Source organism: Vibrio sp. 378 (assembly GCF_033339435.1).
Genome location: NZ_JAWOUO010000009.1, coordinates 1 through 16,613, shown reverse-complemented (window position 1 = coordinate 16,613; position 16,613 = coordinate 1). Strand labels below are relative to the sequence as shown.

At 36.2% G+C, this 16,613-nt stretch carries 15 protein-coding genes; 2 read left to right on the top strand and 13 right to left on the bottom strand.

Features of this window, described 5'->3' with window-relative positions:
- Nucleotides 1–3: 3 nt before the first annotated feature.
- From pssE to wecA, 6 genes are all read right to left on the bottom strand, one after another.
- Nucleotides 4–471: a PssE/Cps14G family polysaccharide biosynthesis glycosyltransferase gene (pssE, locus tag R7Q48_RS16645; RefSeq protein ID WP_017820730.1), complete on the bottom strand. Its 468-nt coding sequence runs from the start codon at nt 469–471 to the stop codon at nt 4–6.
- Entirely contained in the window at nt 458–943 is a 486-nt protein-coding gene (pssD, locus tag R7Q48_RS16640; RefSeq protein ID WP_021707614.1) for a PssD/Cps14F family polysaccharide biosynthesis glycosyltransferase, read from the bottom strand. Before pssD ends, pssE begins: the two co-directional genes overlap by 14 nt.
- A 30-nt stretch (nt 944–973) precedes the next feature.
- Entirely contained in the window at nt 974–2,239 is a 1,266-nt protein-coding gene (locus R7Q48_RS16635) for an oligosaccharide flippase family protein (protein WP_256903159.1), read from the bottom strand.
- 2 nt (nt 2,240–2,241) lie between these two features.
- On the bottom strand, nt 2,242–3,204 hold the full coding sequence (gene murB / locus R7Q48_RS16630; RefSeq protein WP_258639310.1) for a UDP-N-acetylmuramate dehydrogenase: 963 nt from the start codon (nt 3,202–3,204) through the stop codon (nt 2,242–2,244).
- Between the two features lie 101 nt (nt 3,205–3,305).
- A complete protein-coding gene (locus R7Q48_RS16625; protein ID WP_017820727.1) occupies nt 3,306–4,589 on the bottom strand; it encodes a UDP-N-acetylglucosamine 1-carboxyvinyltransferase in 1,284 nt (427 codons plus the stop codon).
- A 61-nt stretch (nt 4,590–4,650) separates the two neighbouring features.
- Nucleotides 4,651–5,733: a UDP-N-acetylglucosamine--undecaprenyl-phosphate N-acetylglucosaminephosphotransferase gene (wecA, locus tag R7Q48_RS16620; protein WP_017820726.1), complete on the bottom strand. Its 1,083-nt coding sequence runs from the start codon at nt 5,731–5,733 to the stop codon at nt 4,651–4,653.
- A gap of 1,147 nt (nt 5,734–6,880) precedes the next feature.
- Here wecA and R7Q48_RS16615 point away from each other — a divergent pair.
- Together R7Q48_RS16615 and R7Q48_RS16610 are read left to right on the top strand one after the other, a co-directional pair.
- Nucleotides 6,881–8,197 carry an MBL fold metallo-hydrolase gene (locus R7Q48_RS16615; RefSeq protein ID WP_256903160.1) on the top strand — a complete coding sequence of 439 codons (1,317 nt, stop codon included), beginning with the start codon at nt 6,881–6,883 and terminating at the stop codon, nt 8,195–8,197.
- 239 nt (nt 8,198–8,436) lie between these two features.
- Nucleotides 8,437–9,444: a sugar transferase gene (locus tag R7Q48_RS16610; protein ID WP_213867431.1), complete on the top strand. Its 1,008-nt coding sequence runs from the start codon at nt 8,437–8,439 to the stop codon at nt 9,442–9,444.
- 111 nt (nt 9,445–9,555) lie between these two features.
- Here R7Q48_RS16610 and R7Q48_RS16605 read toward each other — a convergent pair whose 3' ends face one another.
- The 7 genes from R7Q48_RS16605 to R7Q48_RS16575 form a co-directional block, all read right to left on the bottom strand.
- Nucleotides 9,556–10,287 carry a glycosyltransferase family 2 protein gene (locus tag R7Q48_RS16605; protein WP_372434360.1) on the bottom strand — a complete coding sequence of 244 codons (732 nt, stop codon included), beginning with the start codon at nt 10,285–10,287 and terminating at the stop codon, nt 9,556–9,558.
- Nucleotides 10,288–10,312: 25 nt separating this feature from the next.
- Nucleotides 10,313–10,822, bottom strand: a complete 510-nt coding sequence (locus tag R7Q48_RS16600; RefSeq protein ID WP_238844115.1) for an acyltransferase — start codon at nt 10,820–10,822, stop codon at nt 10,313–10,315.
- Nucleotides 10,823–10,831: 9 nt separating this feature from the next.
- Nucleotides 10,832–11,986, bottom strand: coding sequence for a glycosyltransferase (locus R7Q48_RS16595; RefSeq protein WP_256903163.1), 1,155 nt, complete (start codon nt 11,984–11,986; stop codon nt 10,832–10,834).
- A 15-nt stretch (nt 11,987–12,001) separates the two neighbouring features.
- Nucleotides 12,002–13,033: a polysaccharide pyruvyl transferase family protein gene (locus tag R7Q48_RS16590; RefSeq protein ID WP_256903164.1), complete on the bottom strand. Its 1,032-nt coding sequence runs from the start codon at nt 13,031–13,033 to the stop codon at nt 12,002–12,004.
- A gap of 14 nt (nt 13,034–13,047) precedes the next feature.
- Nucleotides 13,048–14,154 (bottom strand): EpsG family protein, encoded by a 1,107-nt coding sequence (locus R7Q48_RS16585; RefSeq protein WP_318132388.1) that lies wholly within the window; start codon nt 14,152–14,154, stop codon nt 13,048–13,050.
- A gap of 146 nt (nt 14,155–14,300) precedes the next feature.
- Nucleotides 14,301–15,179, bottom strand: a complete 879-nt coding sequence (locus R7Q48_RS16580) for a glycosyltransferase family 2 protein (RefSeq protein ID WP_318132387.1) — start codon at nt 15,177–15,179, stop codon at nt 14,301–14,303.
- Between the two features lie 15 nt (nt 15,180–15,194).
- Nucleotides 15,195–16,451 (bottom strand): O-antigen translocase, encoded by a 1,257-nt coding sequence (locus R7Q48_RS16575; protein WP_238844110.1) that lies wholly within the window; start codon nt 16,449–16,451, stop codon nt 15,195–15,197.
- Nucleotides 16,452–16,613 lie beyond the last annotated feature (162 nt).

Genomic DNA, 16,613 nt, shown 5'->3' with positions numbered 1-16,613 from the left:
TTACTATACCAGTTTAGAAATAATTTCATCTGTAGAGAAAAACTCTTCTTTATTATATTTGCTAGGATTCCAAGAATTGGATATAGTCTTATTAATAGCACTTTTAAGTTCTAGCAAGTCATAACAAACCACAGCATAATTTTTCTTATCAAAATATCCAGCCAAATCTAATTGATGTTTATCTGAACGCTCTAAGTTAGGTACAACAATAAATCTTTTTCCTAATTCGGCCAACTTATAACATGTGCCAGCCCCAGCATGACAAATCACTAAGTCCGCAGTATTATATAGTTCATTAATATCACTAACGAAAGAATTAAACTCTATAGATTGAACATTATTATTGGCATCATATCCCGGCGCCTGGATAACAGCCTTCCAATTATTTCTAACAATTATATCCTTACAATGTTCGACCAAAGATGGAAATGGAGTTGTACCTACCGTAACAAATATGTTAAAGCCTTCCACAATATTTAGCCCTCGGGTATAATTCAGATAATGATTCATTCTGAATATAAAAGTCTGTTGATAAATAGTACATCAAGGCACCTGCCATTGACTTAGTTGTAAACCTAGACCATGTTTCTATATGAATAACTTTTTTCCCAAATAGCCTAAAGACTAAAGCTGGGATAACAGCGATACCTGGACCACATGATATTATCCCTGTTGTATTATTTTTTCTAACAAGATACCAAGAAATTTTAATATTTTTTATAGATGCATTAATCATATTCATTAATTTCGCATCATACTTATCTCGAACTTCAGTAGCTAAATAACATTTATCAAAAATATCAACACTAATATTTTCCGAATCAGTAAAGGCAAAAAATTTTAGTCTATCATCTCGTTCTTTTAATTTTTTTACGAGGCGTAGTGCTTGAGCTTCATGTCCACCTTTACCAAAACAAACTATCACTCGACCTTTCTTTTCCAAAACAAAACCTCAAAGAATAAAAATCACTGATTATCTATAAGTTTTATATCCCAACCGACCAATAAGAGTAAGTATGCATATAGATTGTATAATATAATATAATGCTACTGATATAGATAAGAAAACCAGTGTATCTATCTCAGACAAAGAAAATAAAGATGAAAAAAACAATGAAGTAGCTACAAGTATCAGTTTAAAGAGATTAAAATAGAAATAATACCTTACCTTACCTATAACATTAAATGCATCTACAATTGGACCAGCGACAAAGTTGGCTGCGACTTGAATTGATAAAACCTTAGAATAAAGCCCAGCCTCAATCCAATTATCACCAAATAATACGGAAAATGCTTGCTCCGCAAACAAAAATAAAATCAATGAAAAAACTATAGCTAAACCTAGCATTTTCATTATTATACTCAATGTCAAAGACATAATTCTTTGTGATTCAGACAATCCTATCTTAGATATTTCCCCGTAATAAACTTTTCTTACATTGCCTATAATCATAGTAGCAGGGATAGATATCATTGACATTGCCAACCCTAAAAAACCTACTGATTCATTACCATATTCCTTCGTAAAGTATATTATTGGTAATGCTTGAGATATAGCAAGAACAGTTCTAGATGGTAACCTAAAACGAGGATACTCTTTATACTTCCTAAATATTGCATAATTTAACAGCAGTCTTTTTCGACAAAACACATCTAAACTACTATTAAATAATTTATATTTTTTTAGCATATATGCTATGCCAAAGCCTTGTTGAAACGCAGAGCCGAAAATAAGGCCAATACTGCCAGCTCCAATCAAGCCACCTAGTACTTTAACTCCTCCACCAGCAACTGACTGTTGCAGCTGAGTTATGGAAATGACTTTATACTCAGCCTTTCTAACGGAGTAAAAGGTTAGAGTTTCATATACAGAAATCAATATAGCACCAAATATGATAATTGATATTTCCATATATTTAAACGTGACTTCACTTGAATTATAGAAAGGTGAAACAAAAAAATATGAAACTGGAGCCAAAAAAAAACTAATTAAAATAGATAGCTCTGTAATTCCTCTTGCTTGTCTTTTGGACTTTGCAATAGGTATAGCATCACAAAGCCGAAGTGATATTAATCCTCCACATACTGTCATGATTGACATCGCTGCTGTATAAACTCCAAAATCTTCTGGTTCGTACAGTCTGGTTAATATTGGAGTTAAAGATATTGATATCACTTTTGCAAGGAACGAACTACCGATCAATCTAGCTATACTTTTCCTAAAAGTATCGGTGCCCATAACTATAGCTCCACAAATCTCTTTAGATTATTAGCAACTATATCTGCTCTATATTGCTCTCCACTTCTAGTTATATAGATAGCTTCTGACTTAAGTCTAAATCCGGTCTTCTGATAAACTTCATTATATGCTAACTTAATTAAGGTTAGAACATCTATTGCACTAGCTTTTCCTCGGTTAACTATGAAGTTTGCGTGCATGGCCGAAATCTGAGCTCCACCAAACTTATATCCTTTTAGACCAACATCTTCTATAACTTTTCCTGGAGGACCAATAGTTTCATACATTTTCGGATTACTAACAAATACGGAACCACAACTAGGCTCTTTACGAGGGAACTTCATTCGCCTTTCTTTAAGAATTTCGAGACATTTCCTTCTCAACTCGATTTTGCATCCAGGCTGTAACTTCAATTTACAACTTAATATAATTTCATTCAATGACTGATAACAGCTTTCTCTATAATCAAAAGCACATTTATCTACTCTTCTCTCTATAATATTTCCACTTTCATCAATAGATAATACCGAGAGTATATTACTCGAAATAGACTTTCTTTGGCTACCAGCATTCATATAGATCACTCCACCAAATGAGGCAGGTATGCCAATTAAGTGTTCCAATCCAGAAAAACCTTTAGCAATTAATTTCCTTACAGTAGTTGGGGTAAAGCATGCAGATCCAATGTTTACAACCCCATCGTTGGAAAGACTTATATCTTTAAACTTTCCATCTAGTTTAATTAAGACACCATCAAATCCAGAATCCGAAAACAATAAATTTGATGTATTTCCAACAACTAACCAAGGTAAATTTCTCACCTTAGCAAACTCTATCGCTTCTAAAATTTCTTTTTCATTGTTTACTATTGATAAATACTTTGCTTTACCACCAATTTTCCAATGAGAAAAAGAACTAAGACTAACATTTTCTTTTATATTCATTTTTAAGGAGAAAATTCTCAACACCTAATCCATGTGAAAGATAATTTATTAAGTTCCCCCTTAATAGTTAAAGTCCGTCAAGGGAAAACTTATATTTACTTTTAATAACTAAGAACAAGAAATCATTTAGAATATTTCACTTTCACACCCAAACCATCTAATTTAATAATGAGATCATTATATCCACGTAGTGCCATTGAAACTCCTGTAATTCTGGAGACTCCAGAAGGAGCACATAATGCAGCTAAAACCGCAGCCATAGTACCGCGTAAGTCAGTTGCTGAAGCATCGGATGCATTAAATATCACAGGGCCATTCGTTGTTATCTGTCCAACAGATGCCTCTAGTTCTAAGTTTATAAATTTCTGTAACTCAGACAAGTAGCTAATTCTCTCTGGATATCTATAATCATGAATTCTAGATTTACCTACAGACATTAACCCTAACATCACGTAAAAAGGCTGCATATCCGAAATAATTCCAGGGTGGGTGCCACATGCGACTTCGAATGAATGAGCATGCCCATCCACCATACAAGAAGGACCAATATAAATACTATCGCTATTTTGAAAAAAATCGACCCCAGCATTCTTAAGGTACATTAATGGAATTTCCATAGAGGAAAAAGGAACATTTTTTATTAAAATATCCCCTCCGGATATTGCACCATATACTAGCCATGTTAATGCTTCTATCCTATCCGGTAATACGTGATAAGTATGCCCTTTTAATACATTGCAGCCTGTGACTTTAATATAACTTTGTCCAATTACATTTATTTCCACACCACTTCTTCTTAAAAACTCTATTAGATCTTCTATTTCCGGAGTTATATAGGCATTAGATAATACAGAGGTGCCCTTGGCTATAGAGGCCATTAAGAGAGCGTTTTCTGTTCCTCCAACAGTCGAGATAGGAAACTCGAATTGACAACACTCTATCGTTTCAGGAGCAGTTACAACTATACAATTTTCCTTTTCCTCGACATTACAACCGAACTCTTCCCAAATAGATATATGTACATCATATTTTCTCGCGCCTATATTACACCCTCCAGGATACGGTATGTAAGCTTTTCTAGATCGCTTGAGTTGTCCTGCAACTAACAGATATGTTGTTCGAATTGGGTAGAAATAATCATCGAGTTTACGTGGCTCATAAGCTTCAGAATTAATATATAGAGAGTCTCCATCAATTTTAGTCTTTACGCCATTATTATTAAGGAATCTTTCTTTATGCTTTGAGTCAACTAAGTTTGTCGGATACCCGGTTAAAGTCACAGGTTCGTCACAAATAGTGGCAGCAGCTAAAAGACGTGTGGCAGAATTTTTAGCTCCAGATACAGTTACAATACCTTTAGGGACCTGTCCACCCTCAACTTCAAGTATATCTTTATATAAAGTCATCTCAATTTTTCCAAAAAATTAAATTATAAAATAATAATAACGCTAGCCTAAAATCAAACCGTTACTTTAGTTCCGTTCTTATATGGAGGTTTTTATTAAACACTTTATTAAAATATGTTAAGAACTTCCAAATATGAGAGATTAAAAAGAAATAGCAGCCAAATAGAACCAAAAAAGTAATAAACATTATTGATTCACTTACATTAGTAAAATCAGCCCATAAGCCTACCGCAGCACAAATCGATGCCATCGAACAGATGAAAATTAACGTTGCACCTGGTGAAAGCCCAATACGCTGACAAATATGGTGTAGATGTTCTCTGTCTGGTTGGAATGGTGACTGACCTTTACGAATACGACGGATCATAATGGTTGCCATGTCCATCAACGGTAAAGCTATTAACCACAGTGCTGTGACTGGCTTGAAGGCTACCGCTCCTGGTTCTTGCGTGCCGCGAATCAGCATCCAGACCACTGTAAAGCCGATAAACATACTGCCAGCATCACCCATAAAGATTTTAAAGCGACGACCAAGTGGGAAACCTAAGTTCATGAAGATGTAAGGAAGCATCGCAGTCACGATCATTAAACAGATCGTGGCTAAATATTCGTTTCCGTTGTAGGCAAACACAATACCTAATGCTGTAAAGGTGACCGAGGCTAACCCGCCCAGCAAGCCGTCTATGCCATCAACCATATTAAATGCGTTAATTGCGCCTATTACCGCAATAACGGTGATCACTGCGCCAGCGACTTCATTAAGGGCAATGGTTTCGCTCCCCATTAAGTAGCCTAAATCGTGTAAGCTGTGGCCTCCGATGTAAATCATCGCAAGGGATATTCCAGCTTGGATAATAAGACGAATTTTGAAACTTACATCGTAGTAGTCATCTAATGCGCCGAGCACTATAAGCACAGCCGAACAAGATAAGTAGAGTGATAGGTTGTCATTCATTGGTAGGAACAGAAGGAACCCGACCAGTATAGTAGAGAAAATGGAGATGCCTCCTACAAGGGGTACTACTCCTTGGTGGAGCTTTCTTGCATTGGGTTTATCTACTAGACCTACGCGCTTAGCAACTTTGCGCATAACAAAAAGTAGAACGAACGACAAAATAAATACAAATAAATATGCATTATTCATGGTAGCCAACTGTGTTATTAAATAAGTTTGAGGTAAATCTATAACGCATCCGACTGATTCCCTTTACGGATTCCATTGCATCACAGGTCCGATACTGCTGATTCTTGCTTCGCTCGTATCTAGACACGCCGAACTCTAAGAATGAGCAGGTGATTTTTTGGCGTGACAAAACCACATTAGCCAACGTGGGTTGTAACGCATTGCAAACGCTAATTTCTAATATTGAATATGTAAGTAACTGAGTTCCACCGACACTAGCTCGTGACGGTCATCGGTTCTCAGCCTTTTATAGGCAGGCCAAATACAAAGCTGAATACACTAACTAACGGTTTGGGCCGGTAGTTATGTACTTCTATAAACCTAGTATTTGGTTTTGATAGGTATGAGAAATGGAGATTTAAATTGTAACCTATGCCTAACCAACATTTGCTCGCCACTTTGTTAGCTTTGAGCGTCCCTCTGACAAAAGGGAATTACATAAATTTGTAATAGTTCTCGTTTTTTATAAATCAATCTTGCCAGAAATGCACTTAGGTGCTTATTATTATTAAAAATTATCTTGCTTGGTCTCTCTTCTGTTAGGAAAGAGACTAACAGATGATTTGGGCACGCTACCGCCCCTAGGTCTGGCTCCTAGAAGCAAGTTTTATACGTAGTGTTTAATGGTTGCGTTTCCAAACAGGAGACGAATTGTATAGTAAACACGTTGCAACTAAAAGTAGAACGTGCAAAAAGCTTGCAAAAAAATGTCTTTTTTCTGACACTTAACTCGCCATAAACGTGACGCTTTTTTTGTTGGCTTACTAATTATTAAACTCCTTCCGGCATAGCTGATGTTTGTATAGCTAGCGCGTTAATCTCAGAAGTCTAAGTGAAAATAGTTGCAATAATATGAATTGCATCACAACAGGTTGCAATGCTACACAGTCAAATTTATGACGAATATCTAAGTCTCTCTAAACTTTCGGTTTTGCTGTTTTCTTACTCTCATTATCCTTGCCTACAATACGCTCACTTATTCACCACTTTCTGCTTACCTTGTTCATTGCGCGATTGACTGAGCCGTTTTTACGTCGCGACGTGTCGCTATATATGAAAGCAAATACTCGTAAGCGTGGGTTAACAAAGGAAAAGGCGTCGTTTCGTTATGAAAGTACTGCACCACGGTGGGAAAAATACGGTTACTGGCTCTTGTCACGAGCTCGTATTACAAAATGGAAGTGTGCTGATCGACTGTGGTTTGCTACAAGGTCAAGATAATGCTCAGCAGGAGAGTTTGAATATCGACTTTTCTATCTCTGATCTCAAAGCGGTTGTTCTAACCCATTCTCATATCGATCATGTTGGTCGGCTACCTTGGCTATTGGCTGCAGGTTATAAGGGACCTATCTACTGTACGGAAGCCACCGCTGAGCTCGTACCGCTTATGTTAGAAGATGGATTAAAGCTCCAGTTAGGCATGAGGCGCCATCAAAGGGAAAGCTTGCTCGATTTTATTCGAACGCTTATTCGCCCTTGCTCTTATTCCCAATGGATAGAGATAGAAGAACATACCTATCTTCGCTTTCAACCAGCAGGACACATTTTAGGGTCTGCATATGTTGAGTTTCATTTATCAAACAATGAAGTTGTTGTGTTCTCAGGGGATTTGGGACCTCGTAACACGCCTCTCCTACCTGACCCGGTATCGCCTGAAAAAGCTGACTATTTGTTTATCGAATCAACATACGGCAATAAAGTTCACGAAGATGTTGAGTCTCGCAGTAGGCGATTGCTTTCTATTATTGAGCATGCACTTCAGGATGGTGGCGTAATTGTTATACCTGCTTTTAGCGTCGGGAGAACTCAAGAGTTACTGTTTGATATAGAACAGCTTATTCATGAGCACGCCTTGCAAGATTCTCTGCCTATTATTCTCGATTCTCCTTTGGCTAAAAAGGTAACTACTACCTATCGGCAATTTAAAAAGCTTTGGGGAGCTGAAGCGAAAGAGCGAATCGAGCATCACCGACACCCTCTTGCGTTTGATCAATGTATTACCGTCGAAAGCCACACTGACCATTTAAAGCTCGTCAATCGACTCGCAAGCACGGCAGAAGCTGCTATCGTGGTTGCGGCCTCTGGTATGTGTGAAGGTGGACGTGTCGTCAATTATTTAGAAGCATTGCTGCCAGATAAAAGAAATGATGTGCTATTTGCAGGCTATCAAGCAGAAGGGACGTTAGGTCGGCGAATTCAGGATGGAGAAGAGAACATATTGATTGAAGGAAGGCGCGTTAGAGTGGAGGCTCAAGTACATACCATGTCAGGTTACTCTGCACATGCGGATAGGGACGATTTAATACAGTTTGTTTCTGGTATTCCTACTCCTCCGAAAGAAGTTCACCTTATTCATGGTGAACAAGCGTCGAAAAGATCGCTTTATCAACAACTGATAACCCTCGGATATAATTGCGTTATATAGTGAAATGAACAATCATTTAATTTCGAGGCAATATAATATATCGCAAACATAGTTTTTCGAATTCATTGATATAATTTCGTTAAGATTCAAAAACAAGTCATAGACAAGGACTCAGGTTCAAGAAAATTAACAAAGTTATGAGCATGTTCTGGATTAAGGGATATAATTTCTATACGAAATAAATTATAATCGCCGACTTGTAAGCAATTGGCTAGTCGATAACAACTTATTCCATTCCTATGACAGACAGTATGAGCGACACGCTTCAAGAACGAGAAGCTTCTGAATTAACTAAGCATAATTCTATCAGCATAACATCAGCATTGGACGAGTTATCCGCAAGTGAATCAAATGCTTGCCTTTATATCTACTGTCCAAAAGAAGACGAAGCAAAAATTGCTCAAGTGCTTAAGAGGCATCCTGAGATTAACGCTCAGGTTAATAACTATGCTCTTAGAGACTTCAAGAGCAAAACGCTTTGCCACTTCAAAAGCTCGCATCTAGATCCTGAACAGCAAGCATTTCTTGTCGCGGCGACAGAGCTAGGTGCTTGGGTTGAGCCATTAGTGAGCTATTTTGACCGTTCACTCGGATATACTGAAACAGAGCTTTTGCACAGCGGCTACTTCTTACACCAAAAAGCTTTTTCTATCCTTTCTAATCGTAAGAACAGCTGGCAAAAACGCTTCATCGATCTGTTGTTTGTTTTCATGCTGTCATGGGTTGCTATTCCTGTAGGGCTCATTACGGCACTGCTCATTAAGCTTGAATCGCCAGGTCCGGTATTCTTTAAACAGCGTCGTACCGGCCAGTATAATGAAGAGTTTGAAGTGATTAAGTTTCGCTCGATGCGAAACGATGCAGAAAAGAACGGAGCCCAATGGGCAACCAAAAATGACGCGCGCGTAACGAAAGTCGGCTGTTTTATTCGTAAAACTCGCATTGATGAGCTCCCTCAGTTAATCAACGTACTAAAGGGAGAGATGTCGATGGTTGGCCCTCGCCCAGAACGTGAAGTGTTCATCTCTGAGTTGGAAAAAGCCATTCCTTACTATCGCTTCCGTCACGCCGTTAAACCTGGGGTAACTGGCCTAGCTCAAGTAAAATACCCTTACGGCGCATCGGTAGAAGATGCTATTTGGAAACATAAATACGATGTCTATTACATCAAACACCAAAACTGGATAATGGAAGTGAAAATTCTTTTCCTTACAGTCAAAACGGTGTTATTTGGGATGGGTCGCTAAAACACGGCGAATTTAATCGAACGGATCATAGATATGAAAAAAGAGCAGCGCCTTACGGTCGCTGCTCTTTTTGTGTGCATATTTGGTCGGCTCTATCTAGGGTTAACGAAACTAAGATTTGCGCTTAGTTCGGTGTTTCATCGTACCTTTAACGGCATAGACAGAAAATGTAAATAGGCTTCTTGGCAAGCTCAAGCCTACTACGTCTCTATAGAACTTCCATTGATATGACAAAACGCTAAATTTGTTAGCTGTCATACCACTATCCATCCTATACTTTGCTAACGGCTTAGGTAAACAGTAAGCTTTTGGGGTCTCTTTCAATATATCTAACCACAATCCCATATCCTGACGTTTACGAATTAGAGGCATATATCGCTTACCTAGTTTCTGTGTATCGTAAACGGCAGTTAGGCATCCTATAACGTTACTGTACATGAGTTTTTTGTACGTTGTATATTCTGGCGCAGTTACAACGCTTAGCTCTTCTTCACTATTAAAACGGCTATAGTGGGTGTATGTGAGTGGATAGTTATTCTCTAGCATGAATGGAATCTGCTCTGCTAGTTTGTTTTCCAGCCATAAGTCATCAGAATCTAAAAATGCAATGAAGCGACCTTTTGCTTGTTCTATAGCGAAGTTACGACTTGCACCAGCCCCTTGGTTTTCTTTGTTCTGATATACACGAATATTGTCGTACTTATCAGCGTATGTTTGAATGACTTGCCAAGTGTTATCGACAGAAAGGTCATCTACTATTATAAGTTCCCAGTTTTTGTACGTTTGGGATAGTACACTTTGAATACTTTCTACAACTGTTTGCTCAGAGTTGTAAGTTGGCATGATTATAGAAACCATAGAAGTCAATTTAGAGTTCCTCTTTGATCAATCTAACCGGACTACCTGCGTAGAGGCCTACTGAAGTAAGCTTCTTGTTAACGTATGAGTTTGCTCCAATCAAGCTACTATGGGGAATATTCGCACCTGCGCCGACAACAACATTACCAGCAACCCAAGTTCCTTGGCCGATAATAATCGGGGAACCTGTCGGTTTTCCAAACCTGTAAGATCCGTTCTTCTTAGTGTGGTTTGACGAAACAAGCAAAGTATTAATACCTATTAGCACTTCATCATGCAAAGTTATTCTTTCGCGAGCATTTATAACAACGCCTGTTGCTAGAAAGACATTCTCTCCAACACTTAAATTCGCCAAGCCTAATATTCTGACGCTAGAAGCAACCTGAAAGTTCTTACCACAACTAGGCATGAACAAAGAGTATAACCACCCTCTGAACCTCATTATAATAGGAGCATCAGGAAAGAAAAAAGTCCCCCCCCAAACAAACCAACTATACAAAAAGTTTAGTCTTTTCTTCATACTTAACCCTTAGCCTTTCTTGAGAACATTACTAATAAATGAGTCCAATGTGTAACCTTCAATCAAGTTTCGTCTATTAATACTATTGATATCAGATAGGTCGAAGTTTTGGACCACTGACTTCAATGAAGCCTCCAGCGCTTTTTTACAATTAGGCTCGACTAAAACCCCTAACGAATCATTTCCATCGATCACATCACGGACATAACCAACATCAGTAGATATACAATATAAATTGTTATATAGAGCTTCAATTAATGTTCTAGGTCCAGTTTCAGAAATGGATGGATTTACAAAAATGTTATGCTCCTGATACACCTGATTGAGTTCAGGACCATTTGGAATAAAACCTAGAAACTTAACATCATCTTCAATATGCAATTTTTTAGTTAAACATACTAATGATTCTAAAGTTGGACCATTGCCAACAATAGACAAAGAAAAAGACTGGCTTGCATTTTCTTTTTTTAATTCGGAGAAAGCCTCAATCAATAACTCTAAACCTTTACCTTCTTGAAGACGAGAAACACAAATAAAGTTAAAGCTTTCATTTGGCAATAGATTAGGTGAAGAAAATTCATCAGTAGATAAAATACTACTTTCTACCAAAACATCAATTTTATCTCTGATAAAAAAAGGAACATTTTTTAGTACAGAACTACCATTAGCAGAGCAGGAGTTAAAATAAGCACTAAGTGAAATAAGAAAATACTCTGGATAAAAAATTAATATTTTAAATAGATTTTTAAGGAAATCATCTTTCATTCTACCCCTAAGCACCTCTAAAGGATTTGAAGTAAAATGATAATTTAGAACTTGATCTTTTTTGAGTATAGCTGCAAACCAGCTAAATGGTTCTGGTGTTCTTAAGTAAACAAAGTCTGAAACAGAAAGGAGTTCTTTCATCCCATTCCAAATTGAATGGCTTTTTTTTAAGGCCCCTAAATAGGAATTAAAATCAGGTAACTGTATGAGTTTTACATCTTGAGTAGAAACAAATTCAAAGTTTTTTGGAATATCATGATTCCTAGATGAGGAACATAGTAATGTAACCTGTGCTGTTTTTTCAACGAACTGATCAAGATACTTTTTATGTATTCCTTCGACATAAAAGCCATCTTCAGCTAGAAATATATTCCAGTTGGCATAAACACCTAATTTCACATCAACCTCACAAAATTACAAATGACTATTAATGAATTTTCTAGTTTCTTTTCTAGTTCGTTCTCTAAATTCAACAAGATCTTCGGAGTTAATAATATCATCAAAAGAATTAAGTTTATTAGAAATAGGAAATGTAATGACTCTACAGCCACTATTTATAGCCAAAATCAAACCATGCATACGCCCAGAAACGACAAGAGACACTGCCTCTAAATTACTCTTATAATCATCCAAAGTTTTATTATAGAGAATATCAAGATCAACATTATACACTCTCTTTATATATTCTTTGAAAAGCTCACATTCGACGCTATCTTCTTGAGTAGTATAGGTCAATACGACATTGGAGATTGATATGTTGTTCTTCCTTAAAAGCTCCAACCATAAATTGTAATATTCATCCCGTTCAAGTTTGGAGTTATACATATTATATACAGAGTGCGCAGTAATGCCCAAAGCGATAAGAGTCTGTTTTTCAGGACAAAATGTTAAGACTTTTTCAGTAAATACGACATCTCCAGAAACAACTGATTTCACACTATATAAATCATCTATCATCTTAGATGACCTGTTATCTCTGACGTTTATACCATCTGCATTATTTACAGCCCAACAAATAAGTTTATCTTCTAACCAAGAATAACTTCCTCCATAGCCCACATTAGAAAAAACTATTTTCCTATTGAGTTTCTTTGCAAGATAGACCCAAGTGAAAGCAGCAATACTAAATCTGCCATGAAGCAGTAACTGTCCCCCACCAACGACTATTAAGTCAGGCAAGTTCTTATCGATACATTTCTTGACTCGACTATAGTTTCTAAAAAACCAAATTAGGTTCAGAGGAAGAATTTTTTTAAGCAACCCTTTTAAAGGACTTACATCTTGACCAGCGTTAATGGTATTCACATTTTGAGACTTAGAAGTATAGTCTTCAAACACAACATCACAGCCAATTTCATTATTAAGAAACTTTTCAAAAGCAACATTAATAGCTTGGTCTCCCAAATTATTGCAAGTCCCCCTGTTAACTAATAATATTTTTTTCATTATTGTCTCTTGTTTTATAATTTGTTTTCATTTTCTTTATTTGAAACCTTAGGTAACGAAAACCTATCGACCTTAAAAGCTCTGTCTTCAAATAGTGATGGAATAAAATAGAACGGTTGCGTATCAAACATTGTGTATCTTTCATAGTTTAACTTTGAGAAATATGTCGAGTTAAATAGACTGAAGACGAGTATAGGGAAAACTAACCCCAAACATAGCTTAGTTCTACCCAAATAGTTAAAGTATAAAAAACCAGTTAATAATGCATAGATAGGCATTGTAACGCGAAAAGACAGGCTTGGCAGGTAGGATGTACTCATAACAAAGACTGTCATAGCTAAAAATGGGTAAAAGGTCTTATCTAACTTTCTTCGAACAAACAACACTACAAATGGCACCAAAAAGAACAGAAGACCTTTAATGTTTGTTATTATCGATTGAAACATCATTCCAGAGTCAAGCATTCCTGATAAAGCATATGTAAGCTTTGTCAGAATCACATTATTAAAGTTAATAGATGTGAGTATTTTTACGTTTACCAAAATAAAAGCACTCACAAGCACACTAGTCAGAATGAACAATTTTAATTTTTTAGAGCTTTTATTTTTAATTACAAAGATAGAAAGTGGATATATTACTATGCTAGACAGATGAAATGTACATGCAATGGCCAGAAATAAATACCTAAACTTCCCTAAAGAGAATATTGCCAATGCTATGAATAAGCTTGCATAGCCCTGCCTCATTATCAAAAACACATAGTTAAGTTTGAAAAGTATTAAAGAAAGACCAAGTATAAAGAAAAAATCGCGAGCCTTAAGATTATAATACTTAACAATTTTAAGGCAAACAAAAACCAGTAGAGAAAGAATAAAACCAACATGAAACAGCTTAAACATGTAGGGAAGTGGCTCCCCCACTATACTATAAATGAGTAAATTTAGTAATGGGACACCAACTTCGATACCCCCAGAAAATTGAAATATTGCATCACTGTAGTGACCATTATAAATTTCCAAGTAGTTATTATAATACGTAGTGAAGTCATCGCCTCGTACAGCAAAGTGTTCATTACTCATCGCTGTTACAATGATTCCTAGAAACGCAAAGGCACTACTCACTAGCATTGACCGAAATTCAGCATTAAAGCTATAACTCTGAATAAGAAGAAGAGTAACGGACAAATAAAATAAAAAGAATGGCGAGAATGCAAAAACTGCAACTAGTAGTAAGCAATAGAATAGGAATAGTAACTTATTTGTCATTTTTACTGAAATAATTTGTTTAAGAAAACTCGATTCGTTATCAGCTTAAAGTATATGGCTATTTTTTTTATTCCTTTACTTGCAGCTTTATCCTTTACTAAACTGATATAATCAATCCATTCATTCACTAACTTTGTGTCTATATCTGATATAAGGCCTAACTTTATCGCTTTCTCCATATCTTGAAGATATTGTTTTTTTATTCTTTCATGCTTCATTTTAACTAAATTTGCAGGAGCAGATAATGAACTATCATGAATTCGATAGTAAATGCCAGGATAATTGATAATCATCCCCTCTCCCAAATATAAGCCTCTAAGCAGGAAGGGGGTATCTTCCGTAGGGCATGTTGGCTCTAATGCATCAAATGAGTCTATAATGTTTCGTCTAAACACTCTTGACGCACCACTAGTAACGATTTTTTTTCCTGAAGTGTAGTCTGCAAGCGTAAAACGCTGATCACTCTCTAAATCACTCAAGCGCCCAATTTTTTCTCCGCTCTCATCAATCTTCTCATCATTAAAAGATAAAAACGAAACTTGTTCATTTCTAACAAAGCACTCTACGGCTTGGCTGACTCTTGATGGTAAAGACAAATCATCACCCGCAGCGATGGCAATTATTTCTCCTGTAGCCTTGCTCAAAGCAATATTTACATGTTGAGAAATGCCTGAATTTTTTTCATTTCTATTTAAAATGATGTTTTTATGTGGATATTGAGCACAAACTCTCTCAATAATTTCGAATGTATCATCATTCGAACAATCGTCGGAAAAAACATATTCAATATTTTCATAATCTTGTTCAAGTGCAGCTCTTATAGCCGACTCAATAAAATCTGATTGGTTGTAAGCAAGTAAAACAAAAGAAACCTTTTTCATATTTTATACCTAGTTCTATTTATATTTTTTTCTGATAATCCGACTCATCCAAAACATCATTATAAAGAAATAAATCAAGTAGTTTAGGAAGTAAGCAAAGCTTAGCCCCTCCATTCCCATATTGTTAACAAAATAGAAGCACAAGAATGTATATGATGCAGAGAATGCTATTTCGGAGATAACAAACTCTTTCGTCATTGATTTAGAAAGCATCAAATATGAAATGAGCCATGAAGACATTTTTAATACGTTGCCTATTAACTGCCACTTAAATAGCACTAACATAGGATAAAAGTCTTTTGTAAAAAGAACCCATATAATAAAGTCTTTCAATAGATAAACAAAAATTGAAATAATAGACACAAGTGGGACTATTACTAGAAAGCCTATCTGTAACTCTTTTCTCAACTCACTTTCTAATTTTATTTCAGACAACCTTGGAAGATAATAAGTAGCAAGAGCTGTAGTAATCACTAATAAGTAAGTTGAAGAAATATAGTTCATTGCTTGCCAATACCCTGCGGCATCCCAAGATATATTTTCACCTACATAATTTCGAATAACTATCATAGACATTGGAACTGCCAATGTCGATGCAAGCGTCATCAATGTATAGTTTAATAACCTTCTACTACTTTTCTTGTCAAACTTTGATGTGAAGTTTTTTATTATAATTTTGTTGTGCTTTCTTAACTTAATTAATAAGACAAAGCTTACTAAAGATTGATTTGTCACCAATGCAATGAGAGCACCATCCAACCCATAAAGATATACCAGAACCAGCGTTAAAATTAAGCCAAAGATACTTTGTGTAATATTTATGGAAATATAAGTTCTAATTTCCTTCAAACCATTTAGTATGGATAGTACCAATTGATTTAGCGAAAACAATGTTATTGTGATAGCAAACAAAGAAAAAACATAACTATATTCTTCTGTATCAAAAACATACTTCGACATTTCACTAGAGAATGTCATCATTAGAATGCTAGTTATAATTGAACAAAGTAATGTAATTTTAAGAGCAGTGCTCCAAATCACCTTTGTATTGTCTGTATCGTCTGCATATTCAGCAGTATATTTAGTTACTCCTGAATTGATCCCCCCTTGCGAAAAAGCGCGGATCAAGCCTTGACTATTCTGCAATTGGCCAATTAATGCAAGACCGGAAGGCCCGATTAATACAGAAACAGCTTTGTTGATAACTAGGCCGGAGAGCATTTTTATGCCAGTAGCAAGAAAGCTAAGCATAGACGTTTTGAGTAAGTTCACTTAAAACCTAATTTTTTGTTTTTCTTAACTCAAAAACCAGCCCCCCCCTTAGGTTGGCCTGGTTTTATAATTAATTTAAAGAGAGAAAGAGTTCACTGCATCGACCACAACACTTCTCTCTTGCTCACTCAAGTAAGGCGACATCGGTAATGACAGCACTTC